Consider the following 16,091-nt stretch of genomic DNA (forward strand, 5'->3'; position numbering starts at 1 on the left):
TAGCGATATTTTATGGCAACTCTTTATGGCAAATTTTAATACCCACTTAAATGTCGCATTCATGGCCAGTGGTACGATGAGTCTCGCGGTTTATAAAGCAGGATTGATTGATGATTCAGGGTTTTTGATGTGCGTGGCGCTTGGTACCATCGGTGGGCTGTTGCCTGATTTGGATTCTGATCATTCGACACCGATTAAGCTGGGTTTTAATATTATCTCGTTTATCTTTGCCTTTGGTTTGGTGATGCATTGGCGCAATGAGCTGAGTTTACTGGCGCTAATAGCCTTATGGCTAGTTGGCTACGGCTTTATGCGTTACGTGGTGTTCGCTATCTTTACCAATATGACGGTACATCGCGGTGTCATTCATTCCGTTCCTTACATGGCGATACTGGGGCTGGGACTGAGCTGCTTAAGCTATTATGGCTTGCACCTTCCCCTGACTGCCAGCTGGTTTTACGGTTTGTTTTTATTCGGCGGTGCCATGGTACATTTGGCATTAGATGAGCTATATAGCGTCAATTTATCAAATATGAAAATGAAGCGCTCATCGGGTACGGCGATGAAGTTTTATCAGCATAAAGATAAGTGGTGGTATCTGCTGCTGTATGTCATCCTTGCATTATTAATATACTTTGCACCGCCTTTCGATGAATTTTGGCAGCAATTACGTGACCCAGCACCTTGGGCAAAGCTAAAACTCGGTCTATGGCCAGAATTGATAAAAAACTGGCTAAATTGAAATTTATAGAACTGTTAAAAAATGAATAACAACTCGAGTAAATAATGTCGACTTCCCTACAAACCTGCCCTTGCCAAATTAACCCACCCTCAAACGTTATAAGCTCACCGCTACTTTATCAAGACTGCTGTCAGCCGTATCATGAGGCTGTTTATAATGATGCTCTTTATATTGGTGAGGTTGGCAAAGCAGATGGTATAAAAGCGGAGACAGCCGAACGTCTCATGCGCACGCGCTATAGCGCCTTTGTATTGGTCAAGCCAGAATACATCGTCAAGACCACGCTACCTGCGCAGCAAAAATTGCTAGATATTCAGGCGATTGAGTCTTGGGCAAAAGAAACAGATTGGGCAGGATTAGAAATCGTAGCGCATACACCAAAGCTCGGTAAACGCCATGCGCAGGTTGAGTTTAAGGCTTATTTCAAGACAAATGAGGATTTGCAAGCACATCATGAGTTGTCTGCCTTTGTGAAGATGACAGACAAAATCAATAATGATGAGCGTTGGTACTTCTTAGATCCAACCGTTTCAATGTCTGTCAGCCAAAAACAGCCGTGTATTTGCGGCTCTGGTGAAAAATTTAAGAGGTGTTGTGGGGTGTACTTGAGTTAGAAACTAAATTAGTTTTCCTTCGTAAAGAGTATATAGCTTCTCAAGCTGCGGCAAGTGCTTGTCATTAGATAGCAATTCGATATCATTAACCTTAGCCGTAGCAAAATGAAATATATCAAACTGACGTTTATCAATATTTTTATTGACATTATTTTCGTTGGCAATAAATTTATCTAGTCGGTATAAGTCAGCAGCTAAATCTGCGACATCTTGACTGATATCTAAAGTGGTGAGCATGTTCATCACGTTAACATATCTTTTAACCTCGTCATCTCCTTTCTTCCACAAAAAGTATCTTAGAAACTCATAACGGATGAGTGGTGTGATGACTACTTCGACGTTATTTGAAGCTATTTCAGCACGTAAAGTCTTTAATTTTTGCAAAAGATTAGCGTCATTTTCGTCAACCTTATCCTCTAGTAAATAAATTAAATAATTGGCATCAAGCAATAGTTCTCTTTCACTCATCATTGCCCTGCCTCTAGTTGTTTAATTTTTTCATCTAATAAACTGATAAGCATCTGCTTTGCTTCTGCTTGCTGTGGCGCATTATCACGTGCCAGCTTAAGACGATTGATATCAATATCAAAGGCATCTTTTAGTAGGTCTACAAATGCAGCATTATTCGGATGCTCTATCAGCTCAGTTTTTACGATTCCATCTTCTTTATCACGATACAACTCATAAGCTTCGCCATGTTGTAACTGGCTCAAAACAATAGCAGAGTGAGTAGTGATATAAAAGGTAGTATTAGGGAATAGACGTTTCAAGGTAGGAATAATAGTCGCTTGCCATTTGGTATGAAGATGGCTTTCTATTTCATCAATGAAGACCACCCCTTTGACATGAGCGATATTGGTTTCATTAGTGAAATAACTGTAACCTGCGATAATGGACTGCATGATTTTTAGTATTGAGGCAAAGCCACTAGATAATTCAGACAGCTCAGTTTTCTGTTCAGCTACCTTGATAAATACGCGATTGCTACCTGATATTTCAAGAAACTTACTATCAATTCGCTCGTCTACTTTGTTAAGTAAATTTAGCAGCGTGGTAATTTCAACTTCGCGATTATCTTCTACAGCTTGATAAGGGTTAGCAGATTGAGCACGCTGAATTATCCATTGATTTAATAACTCACCCATCCCAATGCTCTGCATTTCTTTGCTATTTAATGCAGAAAGATTTGTACTAAGATAATTTGATAAGCGAGGACCGTAAGATAAAATACTTTTTTCAAAATTACCTTCATGATATTTGATTGTGCCTCGATTCAAAGCTCCAATCATGACTACAGCCATACCATGACTTTCGAAACCTTTCAAATTTTCATTAGAAACATTATTAAATGTTCGCCCGTTAGCAATTATATTATCAAATGTGAATAGCTCATCGCTCATAGTGCTAGGATGAAGGATTTCATTGGTAGTAAAATATAAAGCAAACAAAGCCTCTAAACATCTGGTCTTACCAATGCCATTTTCACCGATTAGACAATACACTCTTTGGTCAGGTTGAAAACTGAGATGTACATCACCGACACCTACTAGCTGTTTTATTTGAATGTCATTGCCTAACATGGCTTCACCTAATTTTTATTAAACTATTAATTTCATAGTGGAACAACCAATTTAAAAATACAAGCCAACCATCCTAAACACTCGCCCCAACCGCCCGTGCCACCGCAATTCCTTCGTCAACCGTCAAAAACTTACGCTGGCTTGGGCTGTCTTTAAAGAGGATCTCGCCGTCTTGGAAGATGAGACATTCATTGACCGCCAGTTGTTGCCATTTTTCATTTTCAGTCAATGGCACGGTGACTAAGATAGTGACTTTATCCTGATCTGTGGTCACATCACCAAAGTTAATCGCCAAATCATCATCAGCCAGTTTGGCTTCCCCAAAAGGCGCTTTACGAGTGAGATAAAACAATAAGCTACCGGCATAAGCCAATTGCCATTTGCCATTAGATATCAAGCAATTAAACAAACCATTAGCAGACAGATAGCGACATTGGATGGTCAAAAAATTAAACAGCGTTTTGTCGTCAGGTCGGGTTTTAAAGCTGCTTTTTAGGCGATTGACCAGATAACAAAACGCCATTTCAGAATCAGTTGTGCCGACTGGTTGGCAATGTGACGCGTTACCATTGTCTTGCAAGCGTTGACAGCGTTTAATAAACTCGCTATTCATCTGCCCATTGTGCGCAAATACCCACTGCTCGCCCCAGACTTCACGGACAAAAGGATGAGTATTCGCCAAACAATTTTGCCCTTGGGTGGCTTTACGAATATGGGCGATAACATTCATGGCTTTAATCGGATAATTATTAACCAAATCAGCAACGGGTGACAAATGGCTTGGTTTATTATCATGGAAAAGACGCAAACCAGTTGAAGCATGCTCTGAGTCGCACTCACTACGCTCAAAAAACGCAATGCCAAAGCCATCTTCATGACTGTCTGTCATACCGCCGCGCTTGCGGAAACCTGCGAAGCTAAAGCCAATATCGGTTGGCGTATTACAGTTCATTCCTAAGAGTTGACACATTTACGCGTTACCACCTTTATTATATTGATTGTCTGCTGCGTCATGATTAACCGGATTACCTGACACAATACCAAGTTCTATATCACTCATACTAGCCAACAAATCCGCCCCAGTATTGTCATCGCTTTCAACACCATCTAGGATACGCTGGGCTTGTGCCAAATCCGTGTTTTCTACCCACAGCACGACACCAGAATTCATCCCGGGAATCGCACTGAGCGGTTGCAAGGACACGGTAATGCCATTGTTGCGCAGCAGATTGGCATGCAGCTCGCCTTGCATATTGGTGTCGTAGCGTGCCAGTTTGTGCCAGTTATCAACTTGATCGGTCATGGTAAATTCCTTTTAAACAGTTAAATGTCTTGTTAATACAGATGAATTTAATAGAAGTCAAAACCTGATGACCAGTTAATTTGATTTAGCGGATAAGCATCAATATGAAAACCGTTTGGATACTCTTTAAAACCAGGTTGTGATTTTAATTGGTTGATAGCTGCTTGCGCTTGTTGCTCAGTAGCAAATACGCCGATTAATTTAAAATCTTCGACATCGTTGTTTTTATCATCGTCTTTATAAAGCGCGTGTTCTAAAACAAACACCGTATTTTGCGCTTTTTCAACATGTGACCAATGATAAGCAGCAAGGCGTTTCATCAGGTCAGGGTTTTTGACCATGATATTATCGCCAGTACGCCCTTCGGTACGGTTGTAATGGATAACGTTTAAACGCAATAGCCAAAAAATAACCGCCGCTTTGGCCAGCATAACAGGCAACGCTCGTTTTTCATCTTCGCCAAGCTGACGTTTTGACTCATAGCCTTGCAAAAAAGCCACCATTTTACTGCGATCAAAATTCACCGACTCGCCTTGCTCAGCATCGCCCCACGTGGTACAAAAATCATTAATCGTAATGGCAATATCCATCACATAATGCTCGACGCTGACTTCGGTAAAGTCTAACAAGCCTGTGAGGCGCTCTTCACCTTTTTGGATATTATTTAACGATAAGTTCCACAGCGTATTATCAGCAAACATATCTAGATGACACAAGCCTTTTGGCAAGGTCGCAAGCGGTAATTCGCTATATGACTGCCAAATATCGCTCATCAGCTTGGCTTCGTCACCGGGCATAAACTGCATTTCACGGTCACGTACTTCTGACCATGGATACAAAGGTACGCCATATTCTTCCGCAGGCTGTAATACTTGCAGCGTCTCATGCAGCATGGCTAAAGCGGCACCAATCTCATGACACATCGCTTGCGTGGTTTGCTGTGGATGCGAGCCAGCCAAACAAGGTACTAAGGTAATGGCTTTATTGTCGTAATGGATAACATAGCGTTTATCACCACTATTTTTATCCCTGTCTAATCCTTCACCATCGATCAACGCTAATGGCGCAGCGACCGGCAATTTACCATCTAATTGATTAAGGATAACTGCCATTTTTTCGATATCTTCTGGTGGCCGCTCTTCAAATAAGGTAAATACATAAGAGTGCGCACCATCTACATCATCAGTCGTCTGAATAAACCAGTTAGAGTTCTTAATGCCTTGGGTAATCGGAATGGCGCGCGCAAACGAGACGCCAAAGCGTTGGCAAAAGGCGGCAAACTGATCATTGGTTAACTGGGTATAGACGGACATGACATCTCACTTTTGGCAATTAAATAAAAAGTTAAATAGGATAGATTTAAACAGCAATGGCGACAATTGTAGCGCGCTTGGGCAAACGATAGCGAAAAGCGTAATAATCTTGCGAAAATCTGCCTGATATGGCGGTGATTTTGCTAGACTAGCGCATTGAGAGAATTGATTATAAGGTGAAAGACCCTATGTTAGCAAAGCGTATCATTCCTTGTTTGGACGTTGATAATGGACGCGTGGTCAAAGGCGTGCAATTTGTCGATATTAAAGACGCTGGCGACCCTGTTGAAGTCGCCAAGCGCTATAACGAACAAGGCGCTGACGAGATTACTTTTTTGGACATTACGGCCACCAATGACGAGCGCGACACCACCTATCATACCGTTGAACGTATGGCAGAAACCGTGTTTGTGCCATTAACGGTCGGCGGCGGTGTGCGTAAAATTGCGGATATTCGTAATTTACTCAATGCAGGCGCGGATAAAGTAGCAATTAATTCAGCAGCAGTATTTACCCCAGAGTTCGTCGGTGAAGCGGCGCAAAAATTTGGCAATCAATGTATTGTCGTGGCTATCGACGCCAAACGTGTCGCGGATATTGATGTTGATGGCATCATCATGCCGCGTTGGGAGATTTTTACCCATGGCGGTCGCAAGCCAACGGGCATCGATGCCGTCGCTTGGGCAAGTAAAATGGCTGAACTCGGCGCTGGCGAATTATTAGTGACGTCGATGGACGGTGACGGTACTAAAAAAGGCTATGATTTAGCTCTGATGCAACAAATTACCAGCCGCGTCAATGTGCCTGTCATTGCCTCAGGCGGCGTCGGTAATTTACAACATTTAGCGGAAGGAGTATTACAAGGTGGGGTCGATGCTGTGCTTGCCGCCAGTATTTTTCACTTCGGTGAATATACGGTGCAAGAAGCCAAAGAATATATGGCAGCGCAAGGGATACAGATGCGCTTATAAGACGTTTGTAAAATGCAAATAAATTAGAAAAAATGTTATCATAGCGCTAACTGCTTATTATCATTTGGTTTTCGTTCATTTAACGCTCAATTCGTTTGCGTGATAACCAATCAAATAAGTGATACCATTCACAAAAATTAGAGTAGCAAGGAAAACGAGTGTAAGTACTACGCATTGTAGACTAAACAAGTTTGACACAGCTAATCGTACTTTTTGGGTTTGGTATTATTTGAATCTATCATTATATTTAGCTACTCCTACATTTTAATTAAAAGCCCATGAGGCGAAGGATGTTTTTATGTCGAATTTACAACAACAACGCAATGACGTGACCCATATCGATGGCAACCTGCATCAAAATGAAGGCGCTCGTATTGGTATCGTCGTCGGTCGTTTTAACGGTTTTGTCGTGGAATCATTGGTAGATGGTGCAATCGATGCCCTACTGCGCCATGGTGTATTGGGTAGCAATATTACCGTCATCCGTGTACCTGGTGCATTTGAGTTGCCATTGGTTGCCCAACGCGCGGCTGAGTCAGATCGCTTTGACGCCATCATTGCGTTAGGCGCGATTATTCGCGGTAGCACGCCGCATTTTGACTTTGTGGCGAGTGAATCAGCCAAAGGCCTAAGCAGCGTTGCGATTGATTATAATATTCCTGTTGCCAACGGTGTATTGACGACTGACAGCATCGAGCAAGCGATTGAGCGTTCTGGCACGAAAGCCGGTAACAAAGGCTCAGAAGCCGCCATGGTCGTGCTAGAGATGATTGCAGTGCTATCACAGCTAGACATTGACGACGATAGCGATGACGCTTAATTAAACTCGTTACTTATTCATACTCATTAACATTTGAGTATTTTTAAGTCAGATTAAGCACCGTTGATTATTAATAAGCATTATTGTTGATTAAACTATTTAGGGCTATGGTTATTGCAATAGCCCTAAGTGTGCAGTGTAAATGTTCAACAGCAGTATCCAAAACTGTCTGGTAAATTTACCAGCCGACCACTATTTAACATTTTATTTTAAAACTTCTTATCTTAAAAACTAGGTATAGACCCCTTATGACTGACCAACTCAAGCGCGCTATTAGCGCGGCGAAAACCGCCCAAACCAATGATAGTCAAGCTGAAGCCACGCGTATTGCGAGCAGCAGTGCGGGTGATCAAACCTTCGACATGAGTGAGTCTTCTTACAAGACCAGTCACACCGCTATCCGTAAAGCGCGCCGCTTTGCGATGCAAGGTCTATACGAATGGCTCGTCACTGACCGCCGCTTCGATATTGATGGTAAGCTTGGCTGGAAGGCCAATGCGCCGCATGATATCGCTGCTCGTACGCGTGCGACCAATGCCATGCATACGGTACATATCGGCTATTACCATGAAATGATGCGCGATATTCCTGAGCAGATTGAGGCGTTAGATGCGCTTATTAGTCAGCATCTTGATCGTGAAATCGATAAATTGGATACCGTTGAACACGCTATTCTTTTGATTGGTGCTTATGAGCTGCAAAATCGTTTAGAAATCCCTTATAAAGTCGTGCTTGATGAAGCGATGAAGCTGAATAATCACTTTGGTGCCACTGACGCCCATAAACTGATTAACGCCGTCCTTGATAAAATGGCGGTTGAGCTACGTGCTGTCGAAGTAGAAGCAGATAGTAAAGCCAATCTACGCACCTCACAAAAAGCGGCCGCTAAACCTGCAGTAAAAACAGATAGCAATACAGATAACAGTGCTGATACACAGAGTATTGAAGAAAAACCAACTGCGTCAAACAAGCCACGTATCAGTGCCAATAATGCTACCGTTAAACGCAACAGCGCTAGTAAAGCCAGTGCCAATATTAGTGACTTTAAGGCAACTAAGAAAAATGCTGCTGAAAACACGGTTGAAAATGATACTGTTAAAACAGCGACTGCGGCAGAACCAATTGTTGAAGAAGGCATTGTTGAAGAAAGCATTGTTAAAAAAGATATCGTCGTTGATGAACAGCCTGCAGAAGAAAAGGTAGCTGCTGACGCTGTCAATAATGACAGCAACGAAGAAAATACGGCCGTTGATATTGGTCTAATTGACTCTAATCTTGTTAGTTCTGATGAAACTGTTAGCCCTGATGCAAAAAGCCAAGACTAACCATGAACGAATTTGAGCTGATCGAGCGCATATTTTCCCAAATGCAAATGCCACAGTCATTGTCCAACATTGTCAAAAAAGGCAGTGTCGAAAAAGGCATTGGTGATGATGCCGCGGTGATGAGCTTGCCTGCAGGCGCGCGCTTGGTCAGTTGCATCGATACACTCGTCCAAGGTCGTCACTTTAGCGCTGATTGGCAACAAGTCAATGAACTGGCATTTGCCATCGGTTATAAAGCGGTTGCGGTTAACGTCTCAGACATTGCTGCGATGGGTGCAACCCCGCATAGCATTCTGCTAGCGTTGGCATTACCAGAACGCTTGGCGAATGAGCAATGGTTAAGTGAATTTGCTAAAGGCTTGTTTCATGCCTGCCAATTATTCGGGGTTGCCCTTATTGGTGGTGATACCACGCGTAGTGATAGCTTAATATTAAGTGTCAGCGCACAAGGATTGCTTGCTGCCAACACGGCAGCTGTTTACCGTTCAGGGGCGAAAGTGGGCGATAAAATATATGTATCAGGGTCGCTCGGCGATGCCAGCTATGCCTTGCAGCATCCTGACAACGCCGAAGGCGTAGAGCTTGCACATCGATTGCACATGCCGACCCCGCGTATTGCCTTAGGGGCAGCCTTAGCAAAAATTGGTGCTACAGCGATGATAGATATCTCTGACGGTCTTTATCAAGACCTTGGACATATCTGCCAGCAAAGCGGCGTTAGTATGCGCCTTAATCTAGAGCAGCTACCTACTAGCAAGCCATTAGCAAGCGTAGATTTATCTGAGCGCTTATTATGCCAGCTGACGGGTGGTGATGATTACGAATTGGCTTTTACTTTGCCTGCTGATATCGAACCTCGTGTTAATAACAACAGCAACACGCCAGTCACCTGTATCGGTGAGGTGACTGCGATGACAAATCATAAATACACAGACACATCTACCGCTTTACGTCCTGAGTTATTTTATCAAGGACAACTAGTCACCCCAACTCATTCCGCGCCATTTTCAACATGGCCCGACCTTACTGGTTACCAACATTTTGCAGGTTAATCCATGACCGATCAAGACCTCTCCAAGCCTGATATCCGACAAGCAAATGACTGCCCACCGCTACCAGCAAATGCTAGCCTGCTTGATCGTGCGGTTTATTGGCTTGGTATTGGTTTAGGTAGTGGCTTGCCTCGCCGTGCGCCCGGTACTTGGGGGTCGGTGGGTGGTTTAATCGTCGCCATACCTCTAATGAGCTTAGGTTTTGTGCCATTTTTGATTATTACTATCCTATCCTGCCTCATTGGTATTTGGATATGTGGTCGTACCTCTGAGCTGATGCAAGGTCATGATGATCCGCATATCGTCTGGGACGAATGGGCTGGTATCTGGATTACTTTACTGCCATTTTCTTATATGAGTGTCTCTACTGCCAGTTATTGGCAAGACATCTCACAGAGCTTATCGGTCATTGCGCTTATCATCGCTTTCGTTTTGTTTCGCTTTTTTGACATTATTAAGCCACCACCAATTGGTTGGGCAGATAAGAAGGTCGCTGGCGGTCTCGGTATTATGCTTGATGATATTATTGCTGGCGTAATGGCGGCAGCGGTATGGATAATTGTGATGCTCGGTATGCTGTTATAGCCAATACTCTATAAGCAGATGCGCAGTTAAGCTTTCTTATATTAATTGTTATGTAACTTTTTATATAACTTTAAGTTACAAAGCTTGCACGTCATTGCGTTTTTTCGTCTCAACATTTGCGTTATAATAATAGATTATATTTTGTTACATTTAACGAGCTACTATGACCTCTCCTCTTTCTGTCATTATCCTTGCTGCCGGTAAAGGCACACGTATGCAGTCGGCTAAGCCAAAAGTGCTACAGACACTGGCTGGCAAATCATTGTTAAGCCACGTATTAGATACCTGTCATCAGCTGACGGTGGATGAGACTATCATCGTCCATGGTTTTGGTGGCGAGCAAGTAAAATCAGAAATTACCAGCCAATATGCGCAGTCCTCAATTACTTGGGTCGCCCAGACTGAGCAATTAGGCACAGGGCATGCGGTCAAAGTAACCTTAGCTGACTTACCAGCAGAGGGACAGAGTCTCATTCTGTATGGTGATGTGCCATTGGTCAGCTGCCAGACGCTAGCGGCATTGAAGGCAGCTAACACTAGTGGCATGTCGATGCTGACGTTAACGGTTGATAATCCATTTGGCCTCGGTCGTATCAAACGTGATACAAACGGCAATATCGAAGCCATCGTCGAGCAAAAAGATGCCAGCGCTGATGAGCAGAATATCCAAGAGATTAATAGCGGTATCTATTGCGTCGACAATGCCCTACTGCATAAATATCTACCAAAGCTCTCTAATGACAATGCGCAGCAAGAATATTATCTCACTGATATTGTCAAAATGGCCGTTGCTGATGGCATTACGATTGCCGCGATAGAGCCTGAACATACGTTTGAGATTGAAGGTGTCAATAACCGTCAACAGCTGGCCAGCTTGGAGCGCACATGGCAGGGTAAACTGGTTGCAGACTTACAAGAAGCGGGCGTCCAGTTTGCTGATCCGACGCGCGTTGATATTCGCGGTAGCTTGAGCGCAGGTCAAGATGTATTCGTCGATGTTGGCGTGGTGTTTGAGGGCGATTGTGTCTTGGGTGACAACGTTTATATCGAAGCGGGTTGTGTCATCAAAAACGCGAAAATTGGTAATGCCTGTCATATTAAACCTTATTGTGTGATTGATCATGCTGAGATTGGTGCAGGTGTCGATGTTGGTCCTTTTGCCCATTTGCGTCCAGAAACCGTATTGGCTGACAATAGCAAGGTCGGAAATTTTGTCGAAATCAAAAAATCGACGATCGGTCATGGCAGCAAAGTCAATCATTTAAGCTATGTTGGCGATGCCACGGTTGGTACAGGCGTCAATATTGGTGCTGGTGTCATTACTTGTAATTACGACGGCGCCAATAAATCGCAAACCATCATTGAAGACAATGCTTTTATCGGCTCTAACGCCAGCTTGGTCGCGCCAGTAACCATTGGTGATACCGCTACGGTTGCAGCAGGTTCAGTGATTACTAAAAATGTCGATAGTAAAGCATTAGCCTTTGGTCGCGCGCGCCAAACGCAAAAAGATGACTTCCAGCGACCGACTAAAAAATAACGGCAGCTTTGACAGTTAGTTCAATGAAGCTAGCTCTGAGCAAACTTAAGCAGTACGACAATGATTTGTGGTGCTGCTTATTTATATTTATAGATTAAACAAACATCATTACATATCGAAACATCATCAAAATCTAAACTATTGAAATATCGAAACATCAAAACATGAAACATCGAATTTAAGGAATCACTATGTGCGGAATAGTCGGGGCAGTTGCTGAGCGTAATATCGCTAATATCTTACTTGAAGGTCTTAAACGTTTAGAGTATCGCGGCTACGATTCCGCCGGTTTGACCGTCATTCGTGATGGCGAATTACACCGTGAGCGTCAAGTAGGCAAAGTACAAGCCTTGGTCGATGCCGTCGCAGTCAATCCAGAGTTTTTTGATGGTCATATTGGTATTGCGCATACACGTTGGGCCACGCATGGCGAGCCCGCCCAACGTAACGCCCATCCGCACGTATCCGGTAAAATTGCTGTTGTCCACAATGGTATCGTTGAGAACTACGCCGAGCTAAAAGAAGAGCTGATTGCTAAAGGCTATGAGTTCACCTCGCAAACCGATACCGAAGTCGTCGCTCATTTAATCAATGATATCTACAAAAGCACACCTGATTTATTAGAAGCAGTTCGTGCGGTTATTCCTTTATTACATGGTGCTTTTGCCCTTGGTATTGTGCATATTGATTGCCCAAACGAGCTGATTACCGTCCGTTTGGGCTCGCCACTGGTCATCGGTGTGGGCATTGGTGAGAACTTTATCGCCTCCGACCAATTAGCGCTTTTACCCGTGACCAATCGCTTTATGTATTTAGAAGAAGGCGATATCGCCAAATTGACGCGTAGCAGCATTAAAGTTTATGCCGAGGGTGTCGAGGTGAAACGTCAAATACATGAGATCGACGCCGCCCAGCATAATGCTGATAAAGGCGAGTTTAAGCATTATATGCTCAAAGAAATCTATGAGCAGCCAGATGCGGTCGCTCGTACGGTTGAGATGGCGTTAGATAGCGATGAGCCGTCTAAACTGCGCGATGACTTTTTACAGCGTCATGAAGCACAATTAAAAGGCATTAAACATGTCCAAGTCATCGCTTGTGGCACCAGTTATCACTCAGGTTTGGTGGCAAAATATTGGTTTGAGAGCCTAATTCGTGTGCCTTGTTCCGTTGAAGTCGCTAGTGAGTTCCGCTACCGTAATCCGGTCGTCGTTGATAACACATTAGTCATTTGTATTTCGCAATCTGGTGAGACGGCCGATACTTTGTCAGCGCTACGTGATACTCAAAAGCAAGCACCAATAGGTCTGGTCAGCTTGGCCTTGTGTAATGTACCGACATCATCACTGGTACGTGAGACGGATATCTTTTTACCCACGCTTGCCGGTCCCGAGATCGGCGTTGCTTCTACCAAAGCCTTTACGACTCAGCTTGCCGCTTTGATGCTATTGGTCTTAAAAGTGGGTGTCGTGCAAGAGCGTATGACTGGCGAAAACTTGAGTACCCTGCTAGGTCAATTACAAGAACTACGTGGTCAACTGCATGCCAGCTTAAACCTCGACGCCCCTATCAAAGCCATGAGTGAACACTTTGAATATAAGAAAAGCTGCTTGTTTTTAGGTCGTGGCCTGCAGTTCCCAATTGCCTTAGAAGGCGCATTGAAGCTAAAAGAAATCTCTTATATTCACGCAGAAGGCTATGCAGCAGGTGAGCTGAAACACGGTCCATTGGCATTGGTCGATAAAGACATGCCCATCGTTGTACTAGCGCCCAAAGACAGTATGTTTGATAAGCTAAAAGCCAACATGCAAGAAGTACATGCGCGTCACGGTGAGCTGTTTGTATTCGCCAGTGAAGAAAGCAAGATGGTCGCAGAAGATAGAATGCACGTGGTCTATGTGCCTGATGTTTGCGAGACGCTAGCCCCTATCGTCTACAGTGTACCCGTCCAGCTATTGTCCTATCATGTGGCAGTCATGCGTGGTACTGACGTCGATCAGCCACGTAACCTCGCAAAATCAGTTACGGTTGAGTAGATTAAGACATTGATTTTAATACATATTTAACTATAATAGTATTATGTACTGCTGAATCCTGCGCTATCTTTATAACGAGATGACGCAGGATTTTTTTATGGATAACAACAATAGATAGAGCCAATTTAGTTAGAAAATGACTTAATATAAGATTACTATTAAGACGATAAACATGTCGAAAACAATTAAAATACTCGTTTTTCAACCTATTTACCATAATCACCGTTATGGAAGCAATAGGGGTTTTTGGGTTCTCTACTGCCCATTTTAGATAGTGAAAGGTAGTGATCTAAGGTAGTAAACTTTGCCTAGGTATTAAAAGTAAAGTACTGGATAATATTTGAGATAACGAATTCAAAAATAGAGATGGTGTAAAATATTTATTTGGAGTAACGCATGCTATTCAATCCAGTGAGACGAAGAGAAACTGCAATGATCGATTTCTTGATAAATACTGAATATGATGCAGAAAGACCGATGGGTAACGTTGCTTTGAGCGGTATAAATATGCTTATTGGTGATTGGATAGTCGGCTTAAAACCAGAAAATGAGGTCATTCTACCCAGTCGCATTGAGTGGCTACAAATGGCTATTGACACTAATGAGGTTTTTGATGGCCCTTATGAAAGTGCAACTTTCCATAAATATAACCTATATAAACACTTAGCACTTGCTAAATGGTTATATACAGGCGTAGATAGCCAAAAAGACTGGCAACATGCTAGGGTTCTTTTCGTTGATAACTATACCTCTGGGAAATGGTACGAAACAAGGAAACTAAGAACAGATGCTTTGGACAATTATTTAGCCTTATGTATCCAAGCAGAAAGTTATCAAGCTGGAATTGATGAATTTGAAAAATATCATGGGCAGAAAAAAATTTCGTTAAAAACAAAAACGATAACACCTAGATACTATGGTTATTTAGTTTGTCAAAATAAGTTAAACCTCGTTCATAATGATGCAACTATGATTGAGTTAGGTAGAAAATTATTGGTAGCTAATTTGGAAGATCACCCATGGCTAGGCTATGGTCAGTACTCTACAGCGGCTATGTGGTTAAAAATAGTATATTGGCATAACGATAAAAATTTAACGCCAGAACAGACGCTTCTTAAGTGTTATGACAATATGCCCAACGTACAAAAACCAAATTTTGAAGGAGGCCTCAAAAAACGGTCATTTCTTAGATTCTTCAGGGTCTAATATATGTGGCTTCTTTAAGCTATACCCCAAGGAAACCAGCTATTTCACCCTTCAAACCTATTAACAGACCACTAAGCTAAATATGATTTTCGGCACTAAGTAATATAATTCCGTTCATCAACCTTGCATCTTAAATACGTCAATATTTAAACCAGCCCTTTATAAAGAAAGTAAAACCCTACCACGGTTAATAATAACGCAAAACATTTTTTTAGTAATTGTGGTGACAGTATATGAGCGACTTTCGCCCCTAGCTTAGCGGTGAAAAAGCTCATAATACTAATGCCTAAAAAGGCATAAATATGGACGAAGCCAATGGTATTGGGCACATCGACTTGCTGCTGCATGCCAAAAATCATAAAGCCCAACGCACCAGCAATGGCAATCGGCAATCCACAGGCTGCTGATGTGCCAACGGCTTTTTGCATGACCACGCCATAACGCGTGAGATAAGGAACGGTTAAGCTGCCACCACCGATACCAAAAATGGCAGAAGCGACACCGATAACCCCGCCTGCTGCTAATTGCTTAGGCTTAGACGGCAGTTCTGGATTAACATCATTAGAATGACTAGCGACCTGCTTTTTACCCCCAAAAAACATTTTATAAGCGACCCAAAGTAAGAATACGCCAACGATAAGCTGGAGATATAGCCCAGATATTTGCCCTGCTATTCCTGCGCCCAAAAAGCAACCAAGCGCTAGACCTGGTGCGAGATTTTTAAAGACAGGCCACATGACCGCGCCCTTTTTATTATGCGCCATGAGCGAGCTAATAGAGGTGACAATGATGGTTGCTAGTGATGTCCCTAACGCCAAATGCATGATATTGTCAGGGCTGTAGCCCATTTGAGTAAAGACAATAAATAATAATGGTACGATGATGGTGCCACCGCCCACGCCAAATAGCCCTGCAGCAAAACCTGCCAGCGCCCCAATTATTAAAAAAATGAGTATTTCCACGGGATAGTTACTTCTCGGTTAAAGGATAGTTTTATAGTCGAT

Annotated in this window: 16 protein-coding genes; 10 read left to right on the forward strand and 6 right to left on the reverse strand. The window is 43.0% G+C overall.

From position 1 onward, the window contains the following. Nucleotides 1-25 precede the first annotated feature (25 nt). Both AAEY79_RS10610 and AAEY79_RS10615 read left to right on the forward strand, forming a co-directional pair. Nucleotides 26-742: a hydrolase gene (locus tag AAEY79_RS10610; RefSeq protein ID WP_352288301.1), complete on the forward strand. Its 717-nt coding sequence runs from the start codon at nucleotides 26-28 to the stop codon at nucleotides 740-742. A 44-nt stretch (nucleotides 743-786) separates the two neighbouring features. After that, on the forward strand, nucleotides 787-1,356 hold the full coding sequence (locus AAEY79_RS10615; RefSeq protein WP_352288304.1) for a YchJ family protein: 570 nt from the start codon (nucleotides 787-789) through the stop codon (nucleotides 1,354-1,356). Nucleotides 1,357-1,359: 3 nt separating this feature from the next. On the opposite strand, the gene AAEY79_RS10620 is transcribed toward AAEY79_RS10615, so the two are convergent. The 5 genes from AAEY79_RS10620 to AAEY79_RS10640 all read right to left on the reverse strand — a co-directional run bounded on the left by AAEY79_RS10620 (nucleotide 1,360) and on the right by AAEY79_RS10640 (nucleotide 5,552). Beyond that, a complete protein-coding gene (locus tag AAEY79_RS10620) occupies nucleotides 1,360-1,824 on the reverse strand; it encodes a PIN domain-containing protein (RefSeq protein ID WP_101210864.1) in 465 nt (154 codons plus the stop codon). Continuing rightward, on the reverse strand, nucleotides 1,824-2,936 hold the full coding sequence (locus AAEY79_RS10625; protein WP_101210841.1) for an AAA family ATPase: 1,113 nt from the start codon (nucleotides 2,934-2,936) through the stop codon (nucleotides 1,824-1,826). The genes AAEY79_RS10620 and AAEY79_RS10625 overlap by 1 nt, the downstream gene beginning before the upstream one ends. Nucleotides 2,937-3,009: 73 nt before the next feature. Further along, nucleotides 3,010-3,906, reverse strand: coding sequence for a class II glutamine amidotransferase (locus AAEY79_RS10630; RefSeq protein WP_101210842.1), 897 nt, complete (start codon nucleotides 3,904-3,906; stop codon nucleotides 3,010-3,012). Continuing rightward, entirely contained in the window at nucleotides 3,907-4,239 is a 333-nt protein-coding gene (locus AAEY79_RS10635; RefSeq protein ID WP_227523180.1) for a hypothetical protein, read from the reverse strand. It abuts the gene before it with no gap. Nucleotides 4,240-4,286: 47 nt separating this feature from the next. Further along, nucleotides 4,287-5,552, reverse strand: a complete 1,266-nt coding sequence (locus AAEY79_RS10640; RefSeq protein WP_025653209.1) for a homoserine kinase — start codon at nucleotides 5,550-5,552, stop codon at nucleotides 4,287-4,289. A gap of 188 nt (nucleotides 5,553-5,740) precedes the next feature. Between AAEY79_RS10640 and hisF the strand changes: the two genes are divergently transcribed. The 8 genes from hisF to AAEY79_RS10680 all read left to right on the forward strand — a co-directional run bounded on the left by hisF (nucleotide 5,741) and on the right by AAEY79_RS10680 (nucleotide 15,087). Beyond that, complete coding sequence (hisF, locus tag AAEY79_RS10645) at nucleotides 5,741-6,523, forward strand: imidazole glycerol phosphate synthase subunit HisF (protein WP_025653208.1); 783 nt, start codon at nucleotides 5,741-5,743, stop codon at nucleotides 6,521-6,523. A gap of 298 nt (nucleotides 6,524-6,821) precedes the next feature. After that, nucleotides 6,822-7,343 carry a 6,7-dimethyl-8-ribityllumazine synthase gene (gene ribE, locus AAEY79_RS10650; protein WP_025653207.1) on the forward strand — a complete coding sequence of 174 codons (522 nt, stop codon included), beginning with the start codon at nucleotides 6,822-6,824 and terminating at the stop codon, nucleotides 7,341-7,343. A gap of 248 nt (nucleotides 7,344-7,591) precedes the next feature. Further along, on the forward strand, nucleotides 7,592-8,668 hold the full coding sequence (gene nusB, locus AAEY79_RS10655; protein WP_352288309.1) for a transcription antitermination factor NusB: 1,077 nt from the start codon (nucleotides 7,592-7,594) through the stop codon (nucleotides 8,666-8,668). 2 nt (nucleotides 8,669-8,670) lie between these two features. Continuing rightward, complete coding sequence (gene thiL / locus AAEY79_RS10660; protein ID WP_201583134.1) at nucleotides 8,671-9,720, forward strand: thiamine-phosphate kinase; 1,050 nt, start codon at nucleotides 8,671-8,673, stop codon at nucleotides 9,718-9,720. A 3-nt stretch (nucleotides 9,721-9,723) separates the two neighbouring features. Then, nucleotides 9,724-10,305, forward strand: a complete 582-nt coding sequence (locus AAEY79_RS10665) for a phosphatidylglycerophosphatase A (protein WP_101210846.1) — start codon at nucleotides 9,724-9,726, stop codon at nucleotides 10,303-10,305. Between the two features lie 163 nt (nucleotides 10,306-10,468). Next, entirely contained in the window at nucleotides 10,469-11,845 is a 1,377-nt protein-coding gene (glmU, locus tag AAEY79_RS10670) for a bifunctional UDP-N-acetylglucosamine diphosphorylase/glucosamine-1-phosphate N-acetyltransferase GlmU (RefSeq protein ID WP_352288313.1), read from the forward strand. A 191-nt stretch (nucleotides 11,846-12,036) separates the two neighbouring features. Beyond that, nucleotides 12,037-13,881, forward strand: coding sequence for a glutamine--fructose-6-phosphate transaminase (isomerizing) (gene glmS, locus AAEY79_RS10675; RefSeq protein WP_201567171.1), 1,845 nt, complete (start codon nucleotides 12,037-12,039; stop codon nucleotides 13,879-13,881). Between the two features lie 396 nt (nucleotides 13,882-14,277). Further along, the gene (locus AAEY79_RS10680; protein ID WP_201575387.1) at nucleotides 14,278-15,087 is read left to right on the forward strand and encodes a hypothetical protein; all 810 of its coding nucleotides are present in this window, start codon (nucleotides 14,278-14,280) and stop codon (nucleotides 15,085-15,087) included. A 146-nt stretch (nucleotides 15,088-15,233) separates the two neighbouring features. Here AAEY79_RS10680 and AAEY79_RS10685 read toward each other — a convergent pair whose 3' ends face one another. Continuing rightward, a complete protein-coding gene (locus tag AAEY79_RS10685; RefSeq protein ID WP_201575389.1) occupies nucleotides 15,234-16,049 on the reverse strand; it encodes a sulfite exporter TauE/SafE family protein in 816 nt (271 codons plus the stop codon). Nucleotides 16,050-16,091: the final 42 nt, after the last annotated feature.

It is taken from the genome of Psychrobacter sp. GW64-MNA-CIBAN-0177 (genome assembly GCF_040309585.1).
In the GTDB taxonomy this organism is placed as follows: domain Bacteria; phylum Pseudomonadota; class Gammaproteobacteria; order Pseudomonadales; family Moraxellaceae; genus Psychrobacter; species Psychrobacter okhotskensis.